At 65.1% G+C, this 21435-nt stretch carries 18 protein-coding genes; 11 read left to right on the plus strand and 7 right to left on the minus strand.

Annotation, left to right across the window (positions count from 1 at the left end; genetic code table 11):
• Position 1: 1 nt before the first annotated feature.
• Genes ACTXG5_RS19785 through ACTXG5_RS19795 form a run of 3 tightly spaced genes read right to left on the minus strand, consistent with a single transcriptional unit; the run spans position 2 to position 2432 of the window.
• Positions 2-607 (minus strand): class I SAM-dependent methyltransferase, encoded by a 606-nt coding sequence (locus ACTXG5_RS19785; protein ID WP_445160406.1) that lies wholly within the window; start codon positions 605-607, stop codon positions 2-4.
• Positions 608-621: 14 nt separating this feature from the next.
• Positions 622-1251 (minus strand): DUF4389 domain-containing protein, encoded by a 630-nt coding sequence (locus tag ACTXG5_RS19790; RefSeq protein ID WP_445160407.1) that lies wholly within the window; start codon positions 1249-1251, stop codon positions 622-624.
• On the minus strand, positions 1248-2432 hold the full coding sequence (locus ACTXG5_RS19795) for an FAD-dependent oxidoreductase (protein ID WP_445160408.1): 1185 nt from the start codon (positions 2430-2432) through the stop codon (positions 1248-1250). The genes ACTXG5_RS19790 and ACTXG5_RS19795 overlap by 4 nt, the downstream gene beginning before the upstream one ends.
• 54 nt (positions 2433-2486) lie before the next feature.
• Here ACTXG5_RS19795 and ACTXG5_RS19800 point away from each other — a divergent pair, with 54 nt between their 5' ends.
• Positions 2487-3410, plus strand: a complete 924-nt coding sequence (locus ACTXG5_RS19800; RefSeq protein ID WP_445160409.1) for an antibiotic biosynthesis monooxygenase — start codon at positions 2487-2489, stop codon at positions 3408-3410.
• Here ACTXG5_RS19800 and ACTXG5_RS19805 read toward each other — a convergent pair.
• On the minus strand, positions 3407-4288 hold the full coding sequence (locus tag ACTXG5_RS19805; RefSeq protein ID WP_445160410.1) for an SDR family NAD(P)-dependent oxidoreductase: 882 nt from the start codon (positions 4286-4288) through the stop codon (positions 3407-3409). The two genes, ACTXG5_RS19800 and ACTXG5_RS19805, sit on opposite strands and share 4 nt — an antisense overlap.
• Positions 4289-4795: 507 nt before the next feature.
• Here ACTXG5_RS19805 and ACTXG5_RS19810 point away from each other — a divergent pair.
• From ACTXG5_RS19810 to ACTXG5_RS19855, 10 genes are all read left to right on the plus strand, one after another.
• Positions 4796-5605 (plus strand): SigB/SigF/SigG family RNA polymerase sigma factor, encoded by an 810-nt coding sequence (locus tag ACTXG5_RS19810; RefSeq protein ID WP_445164507.1) that lies wholly within the window; start codon positions 4796-4798, stop codon positions 5603-5605.
• Between the two features lie 123 nt (positions 5606-5728).
• The gene (locus ACTXG5_RS19815) at positions 5729-6328 is read left to right on the plus strand and encodes a hypothetical protein (RefSeq protein WP_445164508.1); all 600 of its coding nucleotides are present in this window, start codon (positions 5729-5731) and stop codon (positions 6326-6328) included.
• 74 nt (positions 6329-6402) lie between these two features.
• Positions 6403-6975 carry a hypothetical protein gene (locus tag ACTXG5_RS19820; protein ID WP_445160411.1) on the plus strand — a complete coding sequence of 191 codons (573 nt, stop codon included), beginning with the start codon at positions 6403-6405 and terminating at the stop codon, positions 6973-6975.
• A 54-nt stretch (positions 6976-7029) separates the two neighbouring features.
• Positions 7030-7707 (plus strand): TetR family transcriptional regulator, encoded by a 678-nt coding sequence (locus ACTXG5_RS19825; protein WP_445160412.1) that lies wholly within the window; start codon positions 7030-7032, stop codon positions 7705-7707.
• 23 nt (positions 7708-7730) lie between these two features.
• Positions 7731-8960: a cytochrome P450 gene (locus ACTXG5_RS19830; protein ID WP_445160413.1), complete on the plus strand. Its 1230-nt coding sequence runs from the start codon at positions 7731-7733 to the stop codon at positions 8958-8960.
• On the plus strand, positions 8954-9901 hold the full coding sequence (locus tag ACTXG5_RS19835; protein ID WP_445160414.1) for an SDR family oxidoreductase: 948 nt from the start codon (positions 8954-8956) through the stop codon (positions 9899-9901). Before ACTXG5_RS19830 ends, ACTXG5_RS19835 begins: the two co-directional genes overlap by 7 nt.
• Positions 9902-9938: 37 nt before the next feature.
• Complete coding sequence (gene car, locus ACTXG5_RS19840) at positions 9939-13448, plus strand: carboxylic acid reductase (RefSeq protein ID WP_445160415.1); 3510 nt, start codon at positions 9939-9941, stop codon at positions 13446-13448.
• Positions 13449-13467: 19 nt separating this feature from the next.
• The gene (locus tag ACTXG5_RS19845) at positions 13468-14634 is read left to right on the plus strand and encodes an amidohydrolase family protein (protein WP_445160416.1); all 1167 of its coding nucleotides are present in this window, start codon (positions 13468-13470) and stop codon (positions 14632-14634) included.
• Positions 14635-14647: 13 nt separating this feature from the next.
• Positions 14648-15883, plus strand: coding sequence for a M24 family metallopeptidase (locus ACTXG5_RS19850; RefSeq protein ID WP_445160417.1), 1236 nt, complete (start codon positions 14648-14650; stop codon positions 15881-15883).
• Positions 15873-17003, plus strand: a complete 1131-nt coding sequence (locus ACTXG5_RS19855) for a M24 family metallopeptidase (RefSeq protein ID WP_445160418.1) — start codon at positions 15873-15875, stop codon at positions 17001-17003. The genes ACTXG5_RS19850 and ACTXG5_RS19855 overlap by 11 nt, the downstream gene beginning before the upstream one ends.
• Here ACTXG5_RS19855 and ACTXG5_RS19860 read toward each other — a convergent pair.
• The 3 genes from ACTXG5_RS19860 to ACTXG5_RS19870 are packed head-to-tail and all read right to left on the minus strand — an operon-like array spanning position 17000 to position 21423.
• The gene (locus ACTXG5_RS19860; protein WP_445160419.1) at positions 17000-18307 is read right to left on the minus strand and encodes a hypothetical protein; all 1308 of its coding nucleotides are present in this window, start codon (positions 18305-18307) and stop codon (positions 17000-17002) included. The two genes, ACTXG5_RS19855 and ACTXG5_RS19860, sit on opposite strands and share 4 nt — an antisense overlap.
• Positions 18308-18310: 3 nt before the next feature.
• Positions 18311-19075: an SDR family NAD(P)-dependent oxidoreductase gene (locus ACTXG5_RS19865; RefSeq protein WP_445160420.1), complete on the minus strand. Its 765-nt coding sequence runs from the start codon at positions 19073-19075 to the stop codon at positions 18311-18313.
• A complete protein-coding gene (locus ACTXG5_RS19870) occupies positions 19072-21423 on the minus strand; it encodes a CaiB/BaiF CoA transferase family protein (protein WP_445160421.1) in 2352 nt (783 codons plus the stop codon). The genes ACTXG5_RS19865 and ACTXG5_RS19870 overlap by 4 nt, the downstream gene beginning before the upstream one ends.
• Between the last annotated feature and the right edge of the window lie 12 nt (positions 21424-21435).

A 21435-nucleotide genomic window follows, 5' to 3' on the forward strand; every position in this document is an offset into this window, starting at 1 on the left:
GCTATTCCACGAGTGTGGCGAACCCCTGCAGATGGGGTTTGCACGGAAACGGCACGGGCGTGCGCGCAAGCCTGCGCAGCCCCCTGGTATCGAATCCGGCGGCGGCGATGGAATCGACGGTTCGCCGGTTCGGTTCACACCCCCCGGCCAACCAAGACCACGGCTTGGCGATCAGATCCTGGAACCGGCCTGTTGCGCCCTCTCCGCGCACGTGCTCGAGGACAACCAGCCTGCCGCCCGGCGCCAGGACCCGCCGGATCTCCCCCAGCGTCACGGCGACATCGTCGACCGAGCACAACACCAGCCCGATATGGACCGAGTCGAAACTGTTGTCGCCGAACGGTATCGACTCGCCTGTCCCCTCCACGATGTCGACGCTGATGCCGTGGCGAAGCGCGAGACGAGACGCCATCTGCCGGAATGCGGCCACGGGCTCCACCGCGGAAATTGACGTCACGGCGGGCGGCACGAACTTCAAGTCGGTTCCCGGTCCGAGACCCACCATCAGCAGCCGGCCCGTCGCGTGCGCGAGCGCGTCTCGGCGATACCGGTTGTAGAAAAGGCGATCGAAGACCGGCTGGCCGAGCCGATATATGTAGGCAAACAACGGATTTCCGGGCGTTAGCTGCTACCTAAGTCCAGGCGGAATGGCGGATATTCGTCACACATCAACGATACATACACCGCCACCCGGTAGCGCCATCGCACGATCCCCAGCAGGAGATCGAACATCCCCTGCGGGATCGTCCCGGTGCACAACAACGCCACCGCAGCGATCACGGTGAGCACCTGCAGCAGCGGCTCCAACGCCCAGCACAGCAGTATCTGCGGGAGCGCCAACAACCACGACTTCACGAGTACAGCCCAATTCGTCAGGTGCTGGGGATATTCGACGTGGAGGTCGCCCGGATAGTCGGGGCGGGCCGCCAGCGTAAACGGCGGGTACTTGTCCGTGCTGTTCATCGGAAACCGGTAGTTCATCACTCGCCACGACCAGCGCAGCACGCCGACATTGAAGTCGAAGATCGGGCGTGGATACCGTCCGGTGAACAGGATCGCGACGCCGGCCACCACCGTCAGGAATGGATACACCAGATAGAGAAGTATCAGGATCGGGTAGTGCGGCACGGCCAGCACGCACCACTTAACCAGCCATAGCCAACGCGACGGCGCATCGAAATCGCCCCGTACCCGTACGGTATCGGCCGGCGCGTGAGCCGGTTGGACTTCGACAACTCTGGGTTCGGTCACCGTGGGTAGGACGCAATAGGAGTTCCCGCCGCGAGATCGCGATCGATCTGCGCGGCGATCCGGGGGTGGCTGGTCAGCCGCACGAATTTCGTCAATGTCCAGGTGTGCAACCGATCTGACATCAACGCCGCCGGTCTCAACACGGACTCGCCATGGGCAACCTGCAGCGCCGCTACCCGGGACACGGCGCTCACTTGGCGTCGGCGGGTCTTCTCATACTTGCGCAGCGCCCGCGAAAGTTCAGCGCTGCTGGCGCTGGAGCCAAGACTTGAAATCGCCTTACATAACACCATCGTGTCGAGCAAGGCCTGGTTGGTCCCCTGCGCGAGAGTGGGCGGCATCGTGTGTGCGGCGTCGCCGAGCAAGGTCACGGCCCCGGCGGGCAACGTGGCGGCGACCGGATGCCGGAAATGCGGGTACGGAGACTGGGCCAGATCCTCGTCGGTCAATTTCGCGAGTACCAGGTCGACCGAATCGGACCAGCCGGCGAAGTTGGATCGGATCACGTCGATGGGGCGCTGTGGGCGAACGAAATCGTGGGACCACGGCAAGTCGAACCACCACTGCACGTGGGCGCCGCCGGCCGGCCACATGCCGGTGTTTCCGTGCTCGCCGATGACGATGTAAGCGATCTCCCTGTCGACGATCTCGGGAAGGCTGACGAGACCCTGCCAGCTGCACCAGCCTGTCGGCTCGGCAGCCGGCGCGCCGACCACATCTCGGATCACCGAATGCAGACCGTCGGCACCGATCAACAGGTCGCCTTCGACCACGCTGCCGTCTTCGAACACGACCGCCACGCCGTCAGGCATCGTGATGACCCGGGCCGCGCGGGCGTTGCAGCGGATGCGATCGGCCGGAAAGTCTGCCAGCAGCCGTTCCAGCAGAACCCTGCGTGGGACCATCCGAACGGGTGCGCCCAACCGCTTGGTCATCGTGGTCACGTCCACCGTGGCGATCCGGTGACCCTTCGACGTCAGTACCCGCACGCTGGACAGCAGTTGACCGGCATCCTCCATGTCGACGCCCAGCTGGCGCAGAACCGTCTCGCCGTTGGACCAGATGGTCACGGCGCCGCCCCCTGCCCGCGTATCCGGGCGCTGGTCGAAGACGGTGACGTCGTGTCCGTCCCGCAGCAATCCACGGGCAACCGAAATACCGCTCACTCCGGCACCGATCACCAGGACCCGAAGCTGCCGCCTCGAGCGCCCCCGCGGGGGTGGTAAACAGCTGATATGACTGGCGCCAGCGCGATCACGCTTTTCCATCCGCCCTCCGATTTTGGGCGATTTGGCCACTGGGTGGCCAGCTACCTTGCTTCGGCTCGTCACTCTCCTGGACACGTAGGCGCGCGCGAATCGGTTCAAGGAAACCGGCCGCTCGATTGGGGCGTCGAAGTCGCCTTCAGCAATTCCGAGTTACTTGATGCCTGGTTGGACGGCGCCGAGCGCCGTGCCGTACTCTGCGAGGGCGAATCGCAGGGCTGGTGGCGGTGCTCTTCCGATCTGATCCTGACGCGGGGCGAGGCACCCGCCGCCAACGTCGGCATCTTCCTGCACAGCGTGACGCCCGGCAAAGAAGCTGAATTCATCGCCGCCCAAAGTGAACTGACGCGCAGCAGTTCCGCTTTTCCCGGATATGAAGGCACCGCGGTGTTTCCCGCCGATTCCGCCGGGCAGTGGACGTCGGTGCTCCGATTCCGCAGCGCGGATCAGCTGGCCGAGTGGATGCGCTCGCGAGAACGACAGGAAGCGCTGCCCCGCCTGCGCGGCGAATTGACACGCGACTTCGCCCAGCTGGCACGCAGCGCACCGTTCGGATCCACGATTCGAGTTGCCGACGGGCAGACCAGGATCACGCCGGCATGGAAGACGGCGATGCTGGTACTGCTTGGCCTCTACCCGACCGTGATGGTGCTTTCCAAGTCGCTCTCCCCGGCCCTGGGCAATCTTGGAGTCAGCCAGTCGCTGTCGGTATTCGCCGGCAACGTCGTCAGCATCGTTGCGCTGCAATGGGTCCTGGTCCCGGCCGTTTCACGGCCCTTTCGACGTTGGCTCGACCCAATCGATGGCGCGTCAACCCGGATCAGCGTGGCCGGAGCGGGGGCGATTGTGGTCGGCTACGCCGCGCTCATCGGGCTCTTCGTGCTCGTGAATTAGCCCCGCGGGCCGATCATCTGGTGCAGGTCCTCGATCGACCAAGGTGCGGCGTCATGATGGTCGCGATACCCCAACACCGACGGGGTTGGCCGATCGAACCGGCCGACGAATCCGCCCGCGGCAACCAGGATCTGACCCGTGACGTCCCGCGCCAGGTCGCTGGCGAGATAGGCATAGAGCGGCGCCACAAACGCGGCCGGAGCGCTATCGAGCGAGGCCCGCATGGTCATGTCGTCCAGCAATCCGCGCCGGTGCAGGTCCTCGATGTGCTGTTCGTAGTCGGCTCCGGTGGACAGCCGCGTCCTCGCGCCCGGACACACCACATTGGCCCGGACACCTTTGGCTTTGAGTTCTGCGGCGATGGCCACCGTGAGCCCATTGACGGCGCCCTTGCCCGCGGGGTAGCCGGTGCCGCCGTAGTCACCGAGAAACGCGACGGAGCTGGTGTTGATGATGGTCCCGTGCCCCTGCGCGACCATGGCGCGTGCCGCAAGCCGGCAGGTGTGAAACACCGTGCCAACATGCGCGCTCATCAGCCGATTGAATTCGTCGGGCGAGATATCCAGGATTGACGAGCCGGGCGGCTCGGCGATCCCGGCACAGTTGATCAGGATGTCTAGACGGCCGAACGTGTCGCGGCAGGTATCGAACAGCGACGCGGCAATGGTCTCGTCGTCCGCGGCCCCAACCGCTGCAGTTGCCTGCCCGCCCGACGCGCTGATCGCCGCGACGGTCTCCGCCACGGCATCAGCGTCACGGCCGTTGACCACCACGCCGGCGCCGAGGCTGCACAGCAGTTCGGCGACCGCGCGTCCGATACCTCGGCTTCCCCCAGACACCACCGCACCGCGCCCGGCCAGCAGGTCTCGACCGCTCATCGGCGCCGCTCGGCGCTGGTCGCAGACATTCGCCGAACAGTACCGAGTCGGCATCGCAATGAGAACGGGCGTTCGCTTTCGCCGGGTGCCACCGATTCTGACGACGCCGCGTGTTTGCTGTTGACCAGCGGTTTCGGAGTCGACGGCGACGGTTGGGGCTCCGATGAGGTAGCTCGTCGGTGTGTGAACGCAAACCATCCCCGCAGCGGGGCAATGCAGCGTAGTATCAGAGCCAGTCCATTCTGGACATGTCGCCGTTTAGCGAAAAGCGGTTAGCCAGCCGCACCTGCTTCGGGATTTGGCTCCGCCGATTAGCACCTTCGGTAGCCCTCCGTTCGGGCACGCGTGCGCTGTGTGAACAACCGATTCGTCTCGACAGATCGGGTGCGGTGGAGTGCCTGGCGCACGCCTCGCTGCACGCATCTTCAAAGGAAGTGCCGCAATGCAAATTGGTTCGTGCACCGATGTTTTCGCAACATGCCTCTTCGCGGAGAGGCGGCGAGCCAGATGACCGACGTCCTTGCTGCGCCCCGGCCCACTCGGCCGGCGAGGAAGCGCAACGACGATTCCTATGACGACGTCATCGAGATGTTCCTGGCGCTGAGGACCATGCCGGTCGATTCACACGAATACCACCGTCAGCGCGAATGCATCGTGAAGCGTTGTCTGCCCCTGGCCGACCACGTGGCTCGCCACTTCGGCCGGCGCGGCGAAAGCCTCGATGACTTAACCCAGGTCGCACGCCTGGGACTGATGAACGCCATCAATCGGTTCGACCCCGACAAAGGGCCGAGTTTCATCGGGTTCGCGATTCCCACCATGATGGGCGAGGTTCGGCGCCATTTCCGCGACTACAGCTGGGGCATGCGGGTGCCACGCCGGTTGCGGGAACTACACGTCCAAATCAGCAGGGCGACAGCAGATCTCGCTCAAAAGCTGGGGCGGGCACCAACCGCCCGCGAGCTGTCGGTGGAGTTGGGAGTGGCTCACGATGAGATCGTCGAATGCCTCGTCGCGGGCGATGCCTATCAGCTCGACTCCCTGGACGCACCGAGGGGCTCCGACGAATCGGGCAAGCCTCGCCTCGTCGCCGACTCGGTGGGTGGCGTCGACCCTCAGATCGACCACATCACCGACCGTGAAGCGGTGCGCTGCTTGATAGCCGGGCTCCCGGAGCGGGAACGCGAGGTACTGCATATGCGCTTCTTCGAATCGATGACGCAAAGCCAGATCGCGGATCGAATCGGGGTGTCGCAGATGCAGGTGTCGCGCATTCTCGCCAGTACCCTGACATCCCTGCGTGACCAGCTGGAATAGCCCGCGTATCGGTGCCGGGACGGCCTGGCGACACGCGCACTGTACTGTGCGTTTGGGGTGAAATCGACTCCCTCACCAGATCCAGCCTGGAAGGAGCACGATGCGATGAGGATTTCCCGACCGATGGTCGCAGGGGTAGCCGCAGCAACGGCGTTGGCGTTGTCGGTGGCCGGCTGTGGCGGCAATAAAGCACCATCGCCGACCAAGTCGGGATCGGCGACCTCTTCGACGAGCACCTCAGCGCCCTCGGCTTCTTCCGCACCCGTACAGCCGAACGACTACACCGGGTGGTTGATCCAGGCGACCGATATCGACGCGCCGGTGCCCTTCACGGGCACACCGCCGACGAACAACCCGAACGGCCAGCCCGGCGCGGCGACGACGTTCAACACCCAAGACAACACCCACATCATCAAAGACACCATCCAGGTGCTGCCGGACCCCGGCGCTGCGACAACCGCGTTGAACGCAGCGAAATCGGGACAGGGTAACGCAATCAAGCATCCGAACACAGAGGCGACTAAGGTCGGCACGGATGGAACGGTGGTGTCCGGTAACTCACCAGACAACTCCAAGGGCATCGCGGTATTGCTGTTCACCGAAGGCAATGCCTTTGTCACACTGGAATTCGACGGCCCGCCCGACACGCTTCCACCGCCGGACTTCATCAACGACATTGGCCAAAAGCAAGATGCCGCCGTCAAGAAGGGTCTCGGCGGCTGAGCCAGGGTCATCGTCCGTCGCACGACGCTCAAAACGGCAGGGCCAATTCTCCGACGCGGGTAGCCGCCGCAGCGATGGCTGTGACGCTGGCCGGTGTGCTGATCGGCTGCGGCAGCGGTACTAAGTCCCCGCCCACAACCTCGCGATCAGTCACCTCGGTCGCGACCAGCCACAGCTCCGCGGCTGCGCCGGCACCGCAGTCCGACTACACCGGGTTGTTGATCAAGGCGAGTGACATCAACGCGCCCGAAAACTTCACCGCGACACCGCCAATCATGAACCCGAACGGTCAGCCGGGGGTTACCACCACATTCAGCAACCAAGACCACACGCACGTAATCGTCGACAGCATCCACGTCTTACCGGACGCTGCCGCTGCCGTCGGTGCGCTGGAATCAGCGAAGGCGACAACGGATGGTTATGTCCACGGTGTTCCCGAGCCGATCGCTGTGGGAGCCGGTGGCACAACGATTTCGGGCCCCTCGCCGGATGGCTCCAAGGGCGTCACCGTGCTCATGTTCACGCAGGACAAGGCCTTCGTCGAGCTCGAATTCGACGGGCCGCCCAATGCGCTGGTGCCACCGGACTTCGTGACCGACGTCGGCCAAAAGCAAAATGCGGCCATCGAGAAAGGGCTCGCCGGGTAACGGCGGGCCCAAGGGCCGCTGTTAAATAAATTGCTTGATTTAATACGCTGAGCAGTGTTCACTGAGGCGGTGAAAGCCGAGCCGACTGTGCGCTCCCACAGGTCGACGGGCACGCGAGAAGCGATCTTGTCGGCTGCTGAGTGGTTGTTTGCCGAGCGCGGAATGTATGCGGTGTCCAATCGGCAGATCAGCGAAGCGGCCGGACAAGGCAACAACGCCGCGGCTTGCTATCACTTCGGTACGCGCACCGAATTGCTGCGCGCGATCGAAAGCAAGCACCGCGAACCCATCGATGAACTCCGTGCGCAGATGTTGCACGACATCGGCGATTCGACCGAGCTGCGGGACTGGGTGGGTACCTTGGTGCGCCCACTGACCGATCATCTGGCCGCCCTGGGCAACCCGAGCTGGTACGCGCGTTTCGCCGCTCAGGCGATGGCCGACCCTACGTACCGCCACGTCGTCACCAGGGATGCGCTGGCGTCGCCCTTGCTGGCACAGACGGTTGACGGCATCAACTGCTGCCTCCCCGATCTGCCCAAGCGGGTGCGTTCCGAACGCGGCGTGATGGCCCGCAACCTGCTGATGCATACCTGCGCCGAGCACGAAGGCGCACTGGCCGAGCACGGGCCGCGATCACGGTCCAGTTGGCCGGTCGCCGGTGAAGGACTGATCGACGCGATTGTCGGGCTGTGGCGCGCTCCGGTCCACGTGAGTGCAGCGGGCGAGTAACTACCCGAACAGCGAGGAGCACGATGACCGACATCTCCACCGATGCAGCCACCGATATACCGGACTTCCCGATGACGCGGGCCGCGGGATGCCCGTTCGCTCCACCCCCGGAATCGTTGGCGCTCAACGACACCAAGCAGCTCAGCAGGGTGCGGATCTGGGACGGCAGCACACCGTGGTTGATCCACGGCTACGACGCGATACGGGCGCTGTTCACCGATTCGCGCACCAGCGTCGACGACCGGTTGCCGGGATATCCGCACTGGAACGCGGGAATGCTGGCGACCGTGCACAAACGGCCACGCTCGGTGTTCACCTCGGATGCCGAGGAGCACACCCGCTACCGCCGGATGTTGTCAAAACCCTTCACCTTCAAGCGCGTCGAAGCGCTGCGCCCGGCAGTGCAGAAAATCGCCGACGAGCGCATCGATGCGCTGCTGGCCGGTCCCAAGCCGGGCGACATCGTCAGCACTTTGGCGCTGCCCATCCCAACGCTGGTCATCAGTGAAATGTTGGGCGTGCCTTATGAGGACGCGGATTTCTTTCAGGAACAGGCGCACCGGGGCACGGGTCGCTACGCGACCGAAGAGGACACCGTTCAGGGCGCCGCGACGTTGGCGAAATACATTGCCAACATGATTCGCGCCAAGATGCCAAGTCCCTCCGAGGATTTGGTGTCCGACCTGGCTGAGCGGGTCAACGCCGAAGAGATCAGCGTGCGCGAGGCCACCCAACTGGCCCTCGGCGTGCTGATCGCCGGTCACGAGACCACCGCGAACATGATCAGTCTGAGCATCGCGGCCCTGCTGGAACATCCCGACCAGCTGGCGTTCCTGCGTGACGTCGAGGATCCCAAAGCCGTCGCCGCCGCGGTGGAGGAACTGATGCGCTACCTGAGCATCATCCAAACCGGCCAACGCCGGATCGCCGTTGAGGACATCGAAGTCAGCGGCGAGACCATCCGAGCCGGCGACGGCATCATTCTCGACGTCGCGCCGGCGAACTGGGATGCCCGGCAATTCCCCGACCCCGAGCGGCTGGAGCTGCGCCGTGACAACGGCGCGCACGTCGGGTTCGGCTACGGACGTCACCAATGCGTGGGTCAGCAGTTGGCCCGCATGGAGTTACAGATCGCGCTGCCAACGTTGTTTCGCCGCGTCCCGACGCTGCGGCTGGCGGTGCCGGTCGAGGAGCTTCCGTTCAAACACGACACGTTGGCTTACGGCGTCTACGAGCTTCCCGTGACATGGTGAAGCCGGATCTCACGCTGGCCGTGCCGGATCTGTCCGGCAAGCTCGCGGTCGTCACCGGGGCCAACAGTGGTCTGGGATTCGGTCTGGCGAAGCGACTGGCCGCCGCGGACGCCGACGTCGTGATGGCGATCCGCAGCAAAGCCAAGGGTGAGGCCGCGATCGCCGAGATCCGCCGCGAGGTTCCCGCCGCCAAGCTCAGCATCAAACAGTTGGATCTGGCGTCACTGGAAAGTGTTGCGGCACTGGGCGAAGAACTAGCGGCGCAGGGCCGGCCGATCGACGTCTTGATCAACAACGCCGGCGTGATGACCCCGCCGCAGCGACAGGAAACCAGCGACGGCTTCGAGTTGCAGTTCGGCGCTAACCACCTGGGCCACTTTGCGCTCACCGCGCACCTGCTGCCGCTGCTGCGCGCGGCGAAGTCGGCCCGCGTCATGACCGTGAGCAGCATCTCCGCGACACAGCGCGGCCTCGATTTCGACGACGCCAACGCCCGGCAACGCTACAAGTCCATGCGCTCCTACGGCATCGCCAAGTTGGCGCAGCTGATGTTCGCGGTCGAACTGAACCGGCGCAGCAGCCGCGGTGGCTGGGGCGTCATGTCCAACGCCGCGCACCCGGGACTGAGCAAAACCAACCTGCTCAGCGGGGCGTCCTATGGCCGGGACAAACCGACACTGCAGGCGCGGCTGACCAAACTGACCTGGCGGCTGCTGCCGTTCATCTGGCTCGACATCGACGAGGGCATCAAACCGGCCCTCTACGCGGCGGTTTCGCCGGACGCCGAGGGTGGCCGCTACTACGGACCGCGAGGTTTCTACGAAACCGCCGGGGGCGGTGTCACATTCGCCGGCGTCCCGCTGCCCGCGCGCAGTGAAACCGAGATGACGCGGCTGTGGCAGCTCTCCGAAGTGCTCACCGGCGTCACGTATCCGGACTGACAGGCGTATGGGTTCTGAAACATGGAAGTGGTGAAGTATGGCGTTCGTCGGCCGTAGTGACGTAAAGGATCCTGGCGCCCAGCAGGACCAGTGGGAACGGTTGGCACGCAGGCGAGAGCGGCTGTACGCCGACGATGCGCAATTCGGTGCCACCCGGCCCGATGAGCAAATCGCCGCCGCGGCGCGCGCACCCGGGCTGCGGATCGCCGAGATCATGGCAACCGTGCTGCGGCGCTACGCCGACCGGCCGGCCCTGGGCCAGCGTGTCCGGGAAGTGGTTACCGATCCCGCGACCGGGCGCGCGACGCTGAACTTTCTCCCGCGCTTTGAGACCGTCAGCTACGCGGATCTGTGGGCTCGCGTCCAAGCGGTGGCCGGTGATTGGCATCATCACGAGCAGCATCCGGTCCGGACCGGGGACTTCGTGTGTGTGCTGGGGTTCGCCAGCATCGACTACACCGCCCTCGAATGCGCCTGCATTCACCTCGGCGCGGTGGTGGTGCCGCTGCAGACCAGCGCACCGGCGGCCCAGCACGCGCCAATCCTTGACGAGACCCAGCCACGAATCTTCGCTGTGGGAATCGACAACCTCGAGATTGCCGTCGAGGCAGCTCTCACCGGCACCGCGCCACAGCGTCTCATCGTGTTCGACTATGAATCGCGCGACGACGACCAGCGCACCAGCTATGAGGCGGCGCGCGCCCGCCTGGCCGCCGCGGGCAGCGCATTGGTTCTCGAAGCGATCGATGACATTGTGGCGCATGGCCTCTCGCTGCCATCCCCGCCGCTGCACGTCGCACCGGACGACGACGATCCGCTCGCGTGGGTGTTTTACACGTCCGGCAGCACCGGCACACCCAAGGGCGCGATGTTCACCGAGAGTCTGTGTATCGGCACCTGGCTCGCGCAGTCCGATCAGCCCGTCATCACGTTGAGCTACATGCCGATGAGTCACCTCATCGGATACGGCTACGTGATCTTGACCTTGGCCAACGGTGGGACAAGCTATTTCGCCGCCAGAAGCGACCTGTCGACCCTGTTCGACGACCTGGCGATGGTGCGACCCACGTCATTGAGCCTGGTGCCGCGGGTCTGCGAGATGTTCTATCACCACTATCAGCGCGAGCTGGATCGGCGCGCCTTGGTCGGGGCCGCGTCCGACGAGACGGCCGAGGAACTCACCACCGCGATCCGTGAACAGATTCTGGGCGGTCGCGTGCTGGCCGTGGGCTGTGGTTCGGCCGCCTTGTCCCCGGAGATCAAGGAGTTCATGGAAATCGTGCTGGACCAGCATCTGCTGATCGGCTATTCGTCCACCGAAATCGCGGGTGGGATGATCGTGGCCGACGAGCATGTGCTGCGGCCGCCGGTGATCGATTACAAGCTTCTCGACGTTCCCGAACTCGGTTACTTCAACACCGATAAGCCTTATCCCCGTGGGGAATTAGCGGTCAAGTCGGCTCGCTTCATGGCGGGCTACTACAACCGTCCCGATCTCACGGCCACGATGTTCGATGAGGACGGCTACTACAAGACCGGCGACATCATGGCCGAGGTCGGGGCGGACCGGTTGCGCTATGTGGACCGCCGCAACAATGTCATCAAGCTCGCGCAGGGTGAGTTCGTCGCCGTCTCACGGCTGGAGGCGCTGTACTCGACCAGCCCGTTGATTCATCAAATCTATGTCTACGGCAACAGCGAACGTTCCTTCCTGCTTGCCGTGATCGTGCCCACCGAAGACGGTGCCGGCACGTCCATGATCGCCGACTCGCTACGGCACATCGCGCGCGACAACCAACTCAACGGCTATGAAATCCCCCGCGATTTCCTGATCGAGACGGAGCCGTTCAGCCTGGCCAACGGGCTGCTGTCCGGTGTCGGGAAATACCTGCGGCCCAAGCTCAAAGCCCGATACGGCGAGCGCCTGGAGCAGCTCTACGCGACCATGGCCGACGATCAACTCCAGCAGCTGCGCGCTTTGCGCACCGGTGGCGCCGACCAGCCGGTGCTGGCGACCGTCGGTAAGGCCGTGCAGGCCACCCTGGGCGTGCCGGCGCCCGACGTTTCCCCGGAGGCCAGGTTCATCGATCTGGGCGGCGATTCGCTGTCCGCCCTGACCTTTTCGACACTGCTGGCCGACATCTACGGCGTCGACGTTCCCGTGGGTGTGGTGGTGGACCCGACCGGGGATCTGCTGCGCATCGCCGACCACATTGAACGCCACCGGAATTCCGACGCTCAGCGACCCAGCTACGCATCCGTGCACGGCACGGCTGGCCACGAGGTGCGTGCCGGGGACCTGCGCCTGGACAAGTTCATCGACGATGACGTCCTGAAAACGGCGATGTTGTTGCCCGCCCCCATCAATGCGATCCGCACCGTCCTGCTCACCGGCTCGACCGGGTTCCTGGGGCGTTTCCTCGGCCTGGAATGGCTGCAACAGCTTGCCGATTCGGGTGGCACCCTGGTGTGCCTGACGCGAGGCGCCGACGCCGCACACGCGCGCGGGCGCATCGAGGCGGCCTTGGATTCCGACGCCACGCTGCTCGAGCGGTTCCGGACCCTGGCCGACGGCCATCTCGAGGTCGTGGCCGGCGACATCGGGGAGCCCAATTTCGGGCTCGACAACACCGCCTGGCAGCGCCTGGCCGAAACGGTGGATCTGATCGTGCACCCGGCGGCCCACGTCAACCACGTGCTGCCCTACCAGCAGTTGTTCGGTCCCAACGTCCGGGGTACCGCGGAAGTGATCCGGCTGGCGATCACCGCCAAACTCAAACCGATCCACTACATCTCCACGATGGGCGTCAGCGCCGTCGCCCATCAGCTGGTGGACGAAGACTCCGACATCCGCCGCTCGGTCCCCGCTTGCGTCGTCGATGCCGGCTACGCCAACGGTTACGGGATCAGCAAGTGGGCCGGGGAGGTGTTGATGCGCGAGGCGCACGACCTGTGTGGAGTGCCGGTAGCGGTCTTCCGGCCGGGCATGATCCTCGCCGACGGCCGCTACGCGGGACAGCTCAACGTGCCGGACATCTTCACTCGCCTGCTGTTCAGTCTGGTGGCCACCGGTGTCGCTCCCCTGTCGTTCTACCGCGCCGGTGACCACAGCGGTCGCCCGCACTACGAGGGCCTGCCCGTCGACTTCCTTGCCGCAGCGATCGCCGCGATCGGAACGCGGCACGGCAGCAGCTTCGACACGTACAACACCACCAACCCGCATGATGACGGCATCTCGATGGACACGTTCGTCGACTGGATCATCACTGCCGGTTATCCGGTCGAAAAGATCGACGACTACCCGAGTTGGCTGACCCGGTTCGAAACTGCGATGCGCGCGTTGCCGGAACGGCAGCGCGCCCAGTCGGTTCTTGCCGTCCTGGACGTCTACCGTGAACCCATGCTCGCTATCGCCGGCTCTCCGGTGCCCGGCGCGCGATTCCGGTCCGCGGTCGAACACTCGGGTCGCACCATTCCCCACGTGTCGCAGCAGTTGATCGCCAAGTACCTCGCCGACCTGGAACGGATCGGTGTGCTCACCAGGTGATGCCAACGAAGGGACGATGATGTCCAGCCCAGCCCACACCCTGTACCCCGAAGGCGTGATCGGCGCACCCAAGCACCGCCGCGGTCACGCGGCGGAAGTCAACACCGGACTGCCCCCCGGCACCGAGGTGTTCTCCGCCGACAACCACATCTCGGTGGCCGACGACATCTTCTACGAACGCTTTCCCGATGACCTCAAAGATCAGGCTCCGCGGATCTGGTACGAGGATGGCGCGTATTTGCTCGGCCGCCCGGGACAGTCAATGGTGGTCGGCGATTTCAGCGCCGTGCTCATGCAATACGACGACCTGGCCGGGGCGGCCACCAACAACGTCGAAGCCCGGCTTCGTGAGCTTGCCGAAGACGGCGTCGACAAGGAACTGGCCTTCCCCAACGCGGTGCTTGCACTGTTCCACTATCCCGACAAAGACCTGCGCGAGCGCATCTTCCGCATCTACAACGAGCACATCGCCGAGGTTCAGGAACGCTCCGACGGCCATTGCTACGGAGTCGGATTGATCAACTGGTGGGATCCCCGGGGCGCTCGTCGCACCCTCGAGGAACTGAAGTCGTTGGGGCTCAAAACATTTCTGATGCCGATTAGCCCCGGCACCGACGACAACGGCCAGCCCATCGATTACTCCAGCACGGCGATGAGCGCAGTGTGGGACGAGATCGAAGAGGCCGGTCTGCCCATCACACACCATATCGGTGAGAGTCAGCCCAAGTTCCCCAGCGAGGTCAACAGCGTCGCGGTGGCCATGATGGTCAACATCGACTCATTTCGAGAGATGTTTTCCAAGTACATCTTCGGCGGAATCCTCGACCGGCATCGACGACTTCGCATGGGTTGGTTCGAGGGCGGAATCGCCTGGGTGCCACCGGCGCTGCAAGACGCGGAGCACGTCCTGGCTTCCTACCAACATATGCTCAGACACCAGCCCGAGCATGAAATCCGCTACTACTGGGACACGCACATGTGCGCCTCGTTCATGGTCGACGGCGTGGGCCTGCGACAGATCGACGAGATCGGAATCGACAGGGTGATGTGGTCATCCGACTACCCGCATAACGAAAGTACCTTCGGCTATTCCGAGCGGTCGCTGGCCGCCGTGGTCGACGCCGTCGGTCCGGAGGACGCCGTCCGGGTGGTCGGGGGCAATATCAAGAAATTTTTGGGAATCTAGAAGGCATGCGCCCATGACGAATTCAGTGTCTGCCCGCGGCTCGCTCATCGACATACCCGACGAGCCGGACTGGGCCCGCATGCGCACGGAAACCGGAGCGCGGCTGCGTTCGGCGATGGCCGAGCACGGCGTCGACGCGCTGATCCTGCTGATGAACGGCTACGTCGGATACGCGACGGGGGTCAGCTGGCCGCTGTTGGACGCGGGTCTGTCGCACGTGGAGCGCCCGGTCGCGGTCGTGCTCGCCGATGACGTGCATCCGCACCTGTTCATGCCGTTCCGCAGCGGAGCGTCCGCGGAGTCACCGGTGCCCGACGACCATCTACACGGCCCCGCCTACCTCGAATTCGACCACGGTGTAGAGGATTTCGCGCGGAAGCTGGTCGAGCTCGTCGCGCCGGGAGCGAGTATCGCCGTCGACGAGCTCACCGGGGCAATGCGGCGGGCGGCGCCCACGCTTTTCCCCGCGGGCCCGCCGACGGACGCGGCGATCGTTCTTGGCGCCGCGCAGTTGGTGAAGACCCGCGACGAGCTGTCCTGTCTGCGCAGGGTGGCCCGCATCACCGAAGAAGCGATCGTCGACGTGCAGAAAGCACTGGTGCCGGGGGTACGGCAGATCGATCTTTCGGCCGCGTTCGTGCGTCGTGCGTTCGAGCTCGGGGCCACCACCAACATGCTGGAAGCCATCTGGCAGGTGATGCCGAGTTCGCGGGAAGCCGGAGTATGGACGACGCATGGCGATCTCGCGCTGCCGCTACTCCCCACTGAACGTGAGCTGGCCGCCGGCGACGTGCTGTGGACCGACATCAGCATCACCTACCACGGATACTGTTCGGATTTCGGCCGCACCTGGATCGTCGGCGCGAAACCGACGCCACGGCAACAGGATCAATTCCTGCAGTGGCGCGCCGTCCTGGACGCTGTGCTCGCGGTGACGAAAGCAGGTGTGACCTCAGGTGATTTGGCGCGCGTGGCGATCGCAGCCAACGGCGGCCGCAAGCCGTGGCTGCCGCACTTCTATCTGGGCCACGGCATCGGCACCTACCCCGCCGAAGCGCCGATGATCGGTACCGATCTCGGCGAGGAGTTCGACGACAATTTTGTGTTGCCCCCCGGAACGGTTCTGGTTCTGGAACCTGTGATGTGGGAGGACGGCACGGGAGGCTACCGCAGTGAGGAGATCGTGGTGATCACCGAAGACGGCTTCGCGCCGATTACCGACTACCCCTATTCCCCTTATGGCGACTGAAATCCTGCCCGACGCGCCCGCACTACGGTCCGGACGCCGGGACCGGGCGCTGGCCCAAATGGACGAACACGGCCTCGACATCCTGGTGCTGGGCCGGCAAGCCAACATTCGCTACGTCACCGGCGCGCCGCAGCTATGGATAGCCGGGACACGACCATTCGGTCCGATGTGTGTGGTCGTGCGCGCCACCGGAGACATCTACCTCAACAGCACCGACGACGAGGGGGTCCCGGAGGAGATCGGCCACGACCATCTGTACGGGCTGGCCTGGAACCCGATGACGCTCATCGACGTGCTCAAGAAGGTCGACGGTGCCGAATCTGCGCTGCGAGTCGGAACCGACGCGATCACACCGACTTTCGCCGCGCTGATGCCCGAGGCGTTCCCCAATGCCGAACTCGTCGATGCCGAGCCGGCGATGCGCGCGGCGCGGCGCGTCAAGACACCAGACGAAATCGCGGCGATGGACCAAGCGCTGCATATCGCCCAGCACGGACTCGCGACTGCCCTGGGCAAGTTGGCCCCGGGAGTGTCGGAGCGGACGCTGGCCGGGGTGATGATGGAATCGATGGCGGCGGGCGGGGTCAGCACGCCGGCCACTCAGGACGCCGCGTGGGTGACGTCGCGGGAACACCCCTGGCGCCGCGCCCACCCACCCGCCGAGGTCCGGCCGGGCGACCTAGTCGCATTCGCCGCCGGGGCCTTGGCGAATGGCTATGTGATCGAGGTGGGCCGAACCTGGCCGGCCGGCGATACCGTCGACGAAGCGGCACGCAAGCTCTTCGGGCGTTCGAACACGCTGTACGACAAGATGCTTGCTGCTTGTCGCCCCGGCGCGTCCACCCGCGATCTGCTCGTCGCGTATGACGCGGCCGGCGAGCCGATACCGCCGATGCCGATTGCGCATGGGCTGGGGCTGGGTTTCGATCCGCCCGTCGTATCCGAAACGCTCCTGGCCGCAGGCGAACACGACCAGCTCGAGGCCGGGATGGTCTTGGCGATTACCGGCTACGTATGGCGGCACGGCATCGGCGCGGTGTTCCGCCGCGACACCGTCCACATCACCGACGATGGTGTCGATGTGCTGACCACCAGCCCGCCTTGGGTCGACGGGAGCTAGGCGACACGTCCTTCCTCGGCCAGGGCGGCGTCGAGTAAATCACCGATGCAATGCCGCTCCCAGGCGGTCAGCAGGTTCGACAGCATCTGCAGCGGCGCACGCACGCTTTCGTCGTCCCTGATTCGCGGATCCTTGCGGCTGCTCGGTATGGTGTCAAATCTCTTGTGGATCAACGCGGGAACGTCCAACAGCCACGCAACCCCCATCACCGCCGCATAGAGCAACGTGTGCCGGCGCAGCCGGACTGGATCGAGATGCGGGCCGCCGTGACGCTGGACCTCGGTGACGAACAGCTGCAGCAATTCGTCGAGATGGACGTCCCACAGCTCGGTTTCGGTACCGGACATGGCTCCCCAGATCGCCATGCCCATATTCATCTGGCCGACGCATCCCCAGTCCATCAGACCGCAACGCAGACTGTCGTCGCCATCTCGCCAAAACCACGCGTTGTCGATGTTGGCGTTCCAATGGCACAGCGCGACAAAGTCGGCGTCGTTGCCCAGTTGGCGGGTGATCGTGTGCTCGTGGTGCGCGAAGCGGGGCACGTCGGCGCGCAGGCGCGCCAGGAATTCGGCTGAGCCCACATGGTCGGGCAGTAGCCCGGGATGGGTTTCGGCGAACTCGGCCAGTTGGTTCACCCGTCGTTCCAGTTTGTCCACGGACAGCGGTGCCCGCTCACCCACCGTCGCGGCCTGCACGTCCAGCGGAAAGTGCGCGGTCTCCCGCGCCGGAAGCCGCCCCGACCGATGGGTGCCGGCAAGCCGGGCCAGCGCGGTGAGCAGCGCGCGGTAATGCGCTAGGGGTTCGGGCATTTCGTAGTCGAGGCACTTGTGATATTGCCGTTCGATTCCGTTGTCGCCGAATCGGATTCGTTCCGTGATCAGTATTCCGGTGCCGCTGCGCCGGTGATAGTCGCCGAACAGCGCGCTGGGCACCGCGATGGGAAATCCGGGTACCCGCGACAGCGAGGCGAATCGCACCTCGGGCTCCATCTGCGTCTTGCCGCGATCGCGCGTCGGGTTGTCGAGATCGCGGGAGAACTTGACGAACAAATCGGTGTGCAAACCCGGTGTAGGCGCATCGTATTCGATCGACAGCGCCACCTTGCGTCCCGTGCTGCCGCCGTGAATCTCGGCGAAGTCGGTAATCGCGGCGACGGCGTTGCCGTTCGTGAGGACGCCGGAGACCCGAAACGCGTCGGTCAGAAACCGGGCCCCGCCGTCGCGCAGCGAGACGGGGTCAGCGGGGAATGACAACCCGGACTGATCACCGGTGACCCAGCAGTGATTCTCGGGGTGCGTCACGGATCACCAGGTTTGTTCGGCTGCGCGCACCAGCATGTGGTTGACCGCCACCCGGCGGTCGCGGGTCACCATGAACAGGACCGCATCGGCGATGTCTTCGGGCCGCAGTTTGACCATGCCCGCGGTCTGGCGTTCGAACGCCTCCCGCGACGATTCGGCCAGATGGGAGAAGAGTTCGGTATCGACGGTTCCGGGGCCCACCACTCCGACCCGGACCCGCTTGCCGAGTACCTCTTGGCGGAGCCCCTCGCTGAATGCGTTCACCCCGAATTTGGTCAGCGAATACACCGCGGTGTTGGGTCGGGCCACCCACCCGGCGGTGGAACTGACGGTGACTAGGTCGGCCACGCCACGCCCCGAGTCGGCGGCCGCCTCGATCAGGTGCGGCAACGCCGCCCGGGTGGCATAGAGGACCCCCTGCACGTTGACCGCCACCATCTGATCCCAGTCCCCCAGCGACGCCTGGTCCGCGGGCCCCGACTGCATGAGCCCGGCGTTGTTCACCAGGATGTCGAGGCGCCCCAACTCCGCAACGGTGCGCTGCACGGCGGACGCCACCTGCTCGGCGTCGGTCACGTCGGCGGCCACGACCAGCGCAGTGCCTCCGGCGGATTCAATCTCGGCTTTCAGGTCGGCCAGTCGCTCGGCCCGGCGGGCCAGCAGGGCGACGGAGCTGCCCTGCGCGGCTAGCGCCTTCGCCGTTGCCGCGCCGATGCCGCTGCTGGCCCCGGTGACCAGCGCCGCGGTTTTCGACAGAATTTGCGTCATGCTTCGCCTCTCGTTCCGAGGACTTCGTGGACAACATAATCGGTGTCCTCGCCCAAGTCGGGTGCGCCCCGTTCAACGCGCGCCGGCCCACGTGTCATCCGCCATGACGGCCCCAATATCGGACGCTGGCCTTCGCGGTGATCGGAGACGAAGCGATACAGCTCGCGGTCCCACAGTTGTTGATCGCCGATCACATCGATCGCGGTGGCGCTCTTGGTGGCCGGCACTCCCGCTAAGCGCAGACGATGGGCGAGATCTTCGGCATCGTGGCTCCCGGTCAGCCGCGCCAGATCGGCGTCGAGCGCTTCGCCGTGTTGGCGTCGGTCTTCCAATGCGGCGTAGCGGGGATCGTCGGCCAGCGCGGGGGCGTCGAGCACGTCACATAACCGGTGCCATTCGGGCTCGTCTGCGACGGCCACGCTGATCCAAGAGCCATCCGTGCAGGGATAACAGCCGTGCGGGCACATGTCGGGGTGGTTGTTGCCAGCGGGCCCGAGACGTCGCCCGGTAAGGCTCTGTTCGAGCAGGCAGTCCCCGATCATCGAGGAAAGGGTTTCAACGGCCGATATGTCGACGAATTGCCCTGCGCCACAGAGCTCGCGGTGCAGCAGTGCCACCACGGCAGCGTATGCCGCCGCCGCCCCGACCGTGGAATCCCCGTAGCGCATGCTGGTCCCGAGCGGGGGCCCACCCGGATAGCCGACCAGCGGAGCAAGCCCGGCCAGCGCGGCGAAGCAGGGTGCGTAGCCGGTCTGGTGACCGAGTGGCCCGTCGTTGCCCCACATTTTGATCGACACCGAGATGATGTCCGGCTTGATCTCGGTGAGCTGCTGATACCCCAAGCCTTGGCGTTCCATCGCTCCGGGGCGCAGGTTGTTGATGACGATGTCACTGCGGGCGATCAGCGCCCGCAGTTGCGCCATGCCCTCGGCCGACTTGATATCGATGTCGACGCTCAAGATCTCGGGATTGATGCTCAGAAAGAACGGCGCGTGGTTGATATCGGTGCCGCCGTAGGCGCGCATCTCCTCGGGCAGGGCCGCCGTCTCGACCTTGATCACCTCGGCGCCCAAGAGCGCCAGCAGCTTGCCGGCGTACGGACCTGCCCACACCTTGGTGAGCTCCACGACACGGACCCCTTGCAGGGGGCCACCGCGCGGGTTCTTCGGCGGCTTCAGCTGTGCCGACTTCACCGCCGGCGGCGCGTGCGCAGTATCGAGCCGGTCCAGGACCGCCGTGGTGTGCTGACCGAGCGCGGGTGCGGCCGAAGTGATTTCAGCCGGCGATGCGCTGAGCGTATACGGCACCGTGGGATAGGCCGCCTCGCCCAACATGGGGTGGTTGACGGCCTGAAAGAAACCGCGGTGGCGATACTGCGGCGCGTGGTGCAGGTCCGCGGCGTCATTGACCGGAACCAAGGGCACGCCCAGGCGCTGAGCTTCGTCGGCGGCCGTCTCCTTGGCCAGGTCGCGGACCCACGTCGCGAAACCCCGCTGAAACGCCGTCACTTTTTCCGGAGTGACGGAGAACTCCAGCCAGTCGTCGTCGAAGTCGTCGAGCCAAACCGGGCGACCCATCAGTTTCTTGACGGCGAGCCAGTGGGCGCGGCTGGTCATGTACAAGTAGACGAAGCCATCGGCGCACGCGAAAAACGATGCCGGGCCCTGCTGGTCGTAATCGTCGCGGGTACCCACGGCGGGGACTTCACCGGTGATCAAGCGCCCCAGAATGCAATCGGCGCGGGAGACCAGCACGGCATGCTGGGAAACGTCGATGAACTCACCGCGGCCGGTGTGCAGACGCCCGAACAACGCGGCCGCAATGCACAGCGCGGCCTCCAGCCCTGCTTCGTAGTCGGCCATGAACCGGCCCGGCCCCTGCAGTGGCGGCTTGCTGGGGTCCGGATGGCTGGGGGTGTGATATCCCCAGCCGCTGGCGTGGAATACGTTGATGCTCTTCGCATTCGCGTATTCGGCCGCGGCGCCCTGGCCAAACGGGGTGACCGAGCAAAACACCACACTCGCGTGCTGCTGCGCCCAGCTCGTCGCGCCGTCATCGATGACCGCATCGGCGGAGTCGATGAGCTTGTGCAGGCACTCGACATCGGCCGCCGAGGTGGTGTCGAGAACGACGGACTCCTTGTTCGTGTTGAGGTACGCGAACAGGACACTGCCTTCACACCCGGCCCCGTCGCCGAGGACGGGCGCCATAGCCCGAGTTGGGCTACCGCGCCCCGCCGCCTCGACCTTGATCACCTCGGCGCCGAAGTCGGCCAGCAGCTTTCCGCAGTACTCCCCTGCGACCGACTCCGACAGCTCAACGACCCTGAAACCTTTCAGCGCCGACATGCGAGCTCTCCC

The sequence above is a fragment of the Mycobacterium sp. Dal123C01 genome, from assembly GCF_052566995.1.

What these genes read in the sequence shown, in the direction of transcription:
- ACTXG5_RS19805 (WP_445160410.1), bottom strand. Translation starts at nt 4,288, where the DNA reads ATGAGCGGTCGAGACCTGCTGGCCGGGCGCGGTGCGGTGGTGTCTGGG.
- ACTXG5_RS19850 (WP_445160417.1), top strand. Translation starts at nt 14,648, where the DNA reads ATGACGAATTCAGTGTCTGCCCGCGGCTCGCTCATCGACATACCCGAC.
- ACTXG5_RS19830 (WP_445160413.1), top strand. Translation starts at nt 7,731, where the DNA reads ATGACCGACATCTCCACCGATGCAGCCACCGATATACCGGACTTCCCG.
- ACTXG5_RS19870 (WP_445160421.1), bottom strand. Translation starts at nt 21,423, where the DNA reads ATGTCGGCGCTGAAAGGTTTCAGGGTCGTTGAGCTGTCGGAGTCGGTC.
- ACTXG5_RS19815 (WP_445164508.1), top strand. Translation starts at nt 5,729, where the DNA reads ATGGTCGCAGGGGTAGCCGCAGCAACGGCGTTGGCGTTGTCGGTGGCC.
- ACTXG5_RS19820 (WP_445160411.1), top strand. Translation starts at nt 6,403, where the DNA reads ATGGCTGTGACGCTGGCCGGTGTGCTGATCGGCTGCGGCAGCGGTACT.
- ACTXG5_RS19800 (WP_445160409.1), top strand. Translation starts at nt 2,487, where the DNA reads ATGACTGGCGCCAGCGCGATCACGCTTTTCCATCCGCCCTCCGATTTT.
- ACTXG5_RS19810 (WP_445164507.1), top strand. Translation starts at nt 4,796, where the DNA reads ATGACCGACGTCCTTGCTGCGCCCCGGCCCACTCGGCCGGCGAGGAAG.
- car (WP_445160415.1), top strand. Translation starts at nt 9,939, where the DNA reads ATGGCGTTCGTCGGCCGTAGTGACGTAAAGGATCCTGGCGCCCAGCAG.
- ACTXG5_RS19845 (WP_445160416.1), top strand. Translation starts at nt 13,468, where the DNA reads ATGTCCAGCCCAGCCCACACCCTGTACCCCGAAGGCGTGATCGGCGCA.
- ACTXG5_RS19865 (WP_445160420.1), bottom strand. Translation starts at nt 19,075, where the DNA reads ATGACGCAAATTCTGTCGAAAACCGCGGCGCTGGTCACCGGGGCCAGC.
- ACTXG5_RS19855 (WP_445160418.1), top strand. Translation starts at nt 15,873, where the DNA reads ATGGCGACTGAAATCCTGCCCGACGCGCCCGCACTACGGTCCGGACGC.
- ACTXG5_RS19835 (WP_445160414.1), top strand. Translation starts at nt 8,954, where the DNA reads ATGGTGAAGCCGGATCTCACGCTGGCCGTGCCGGATCTGTCCGGCAAG.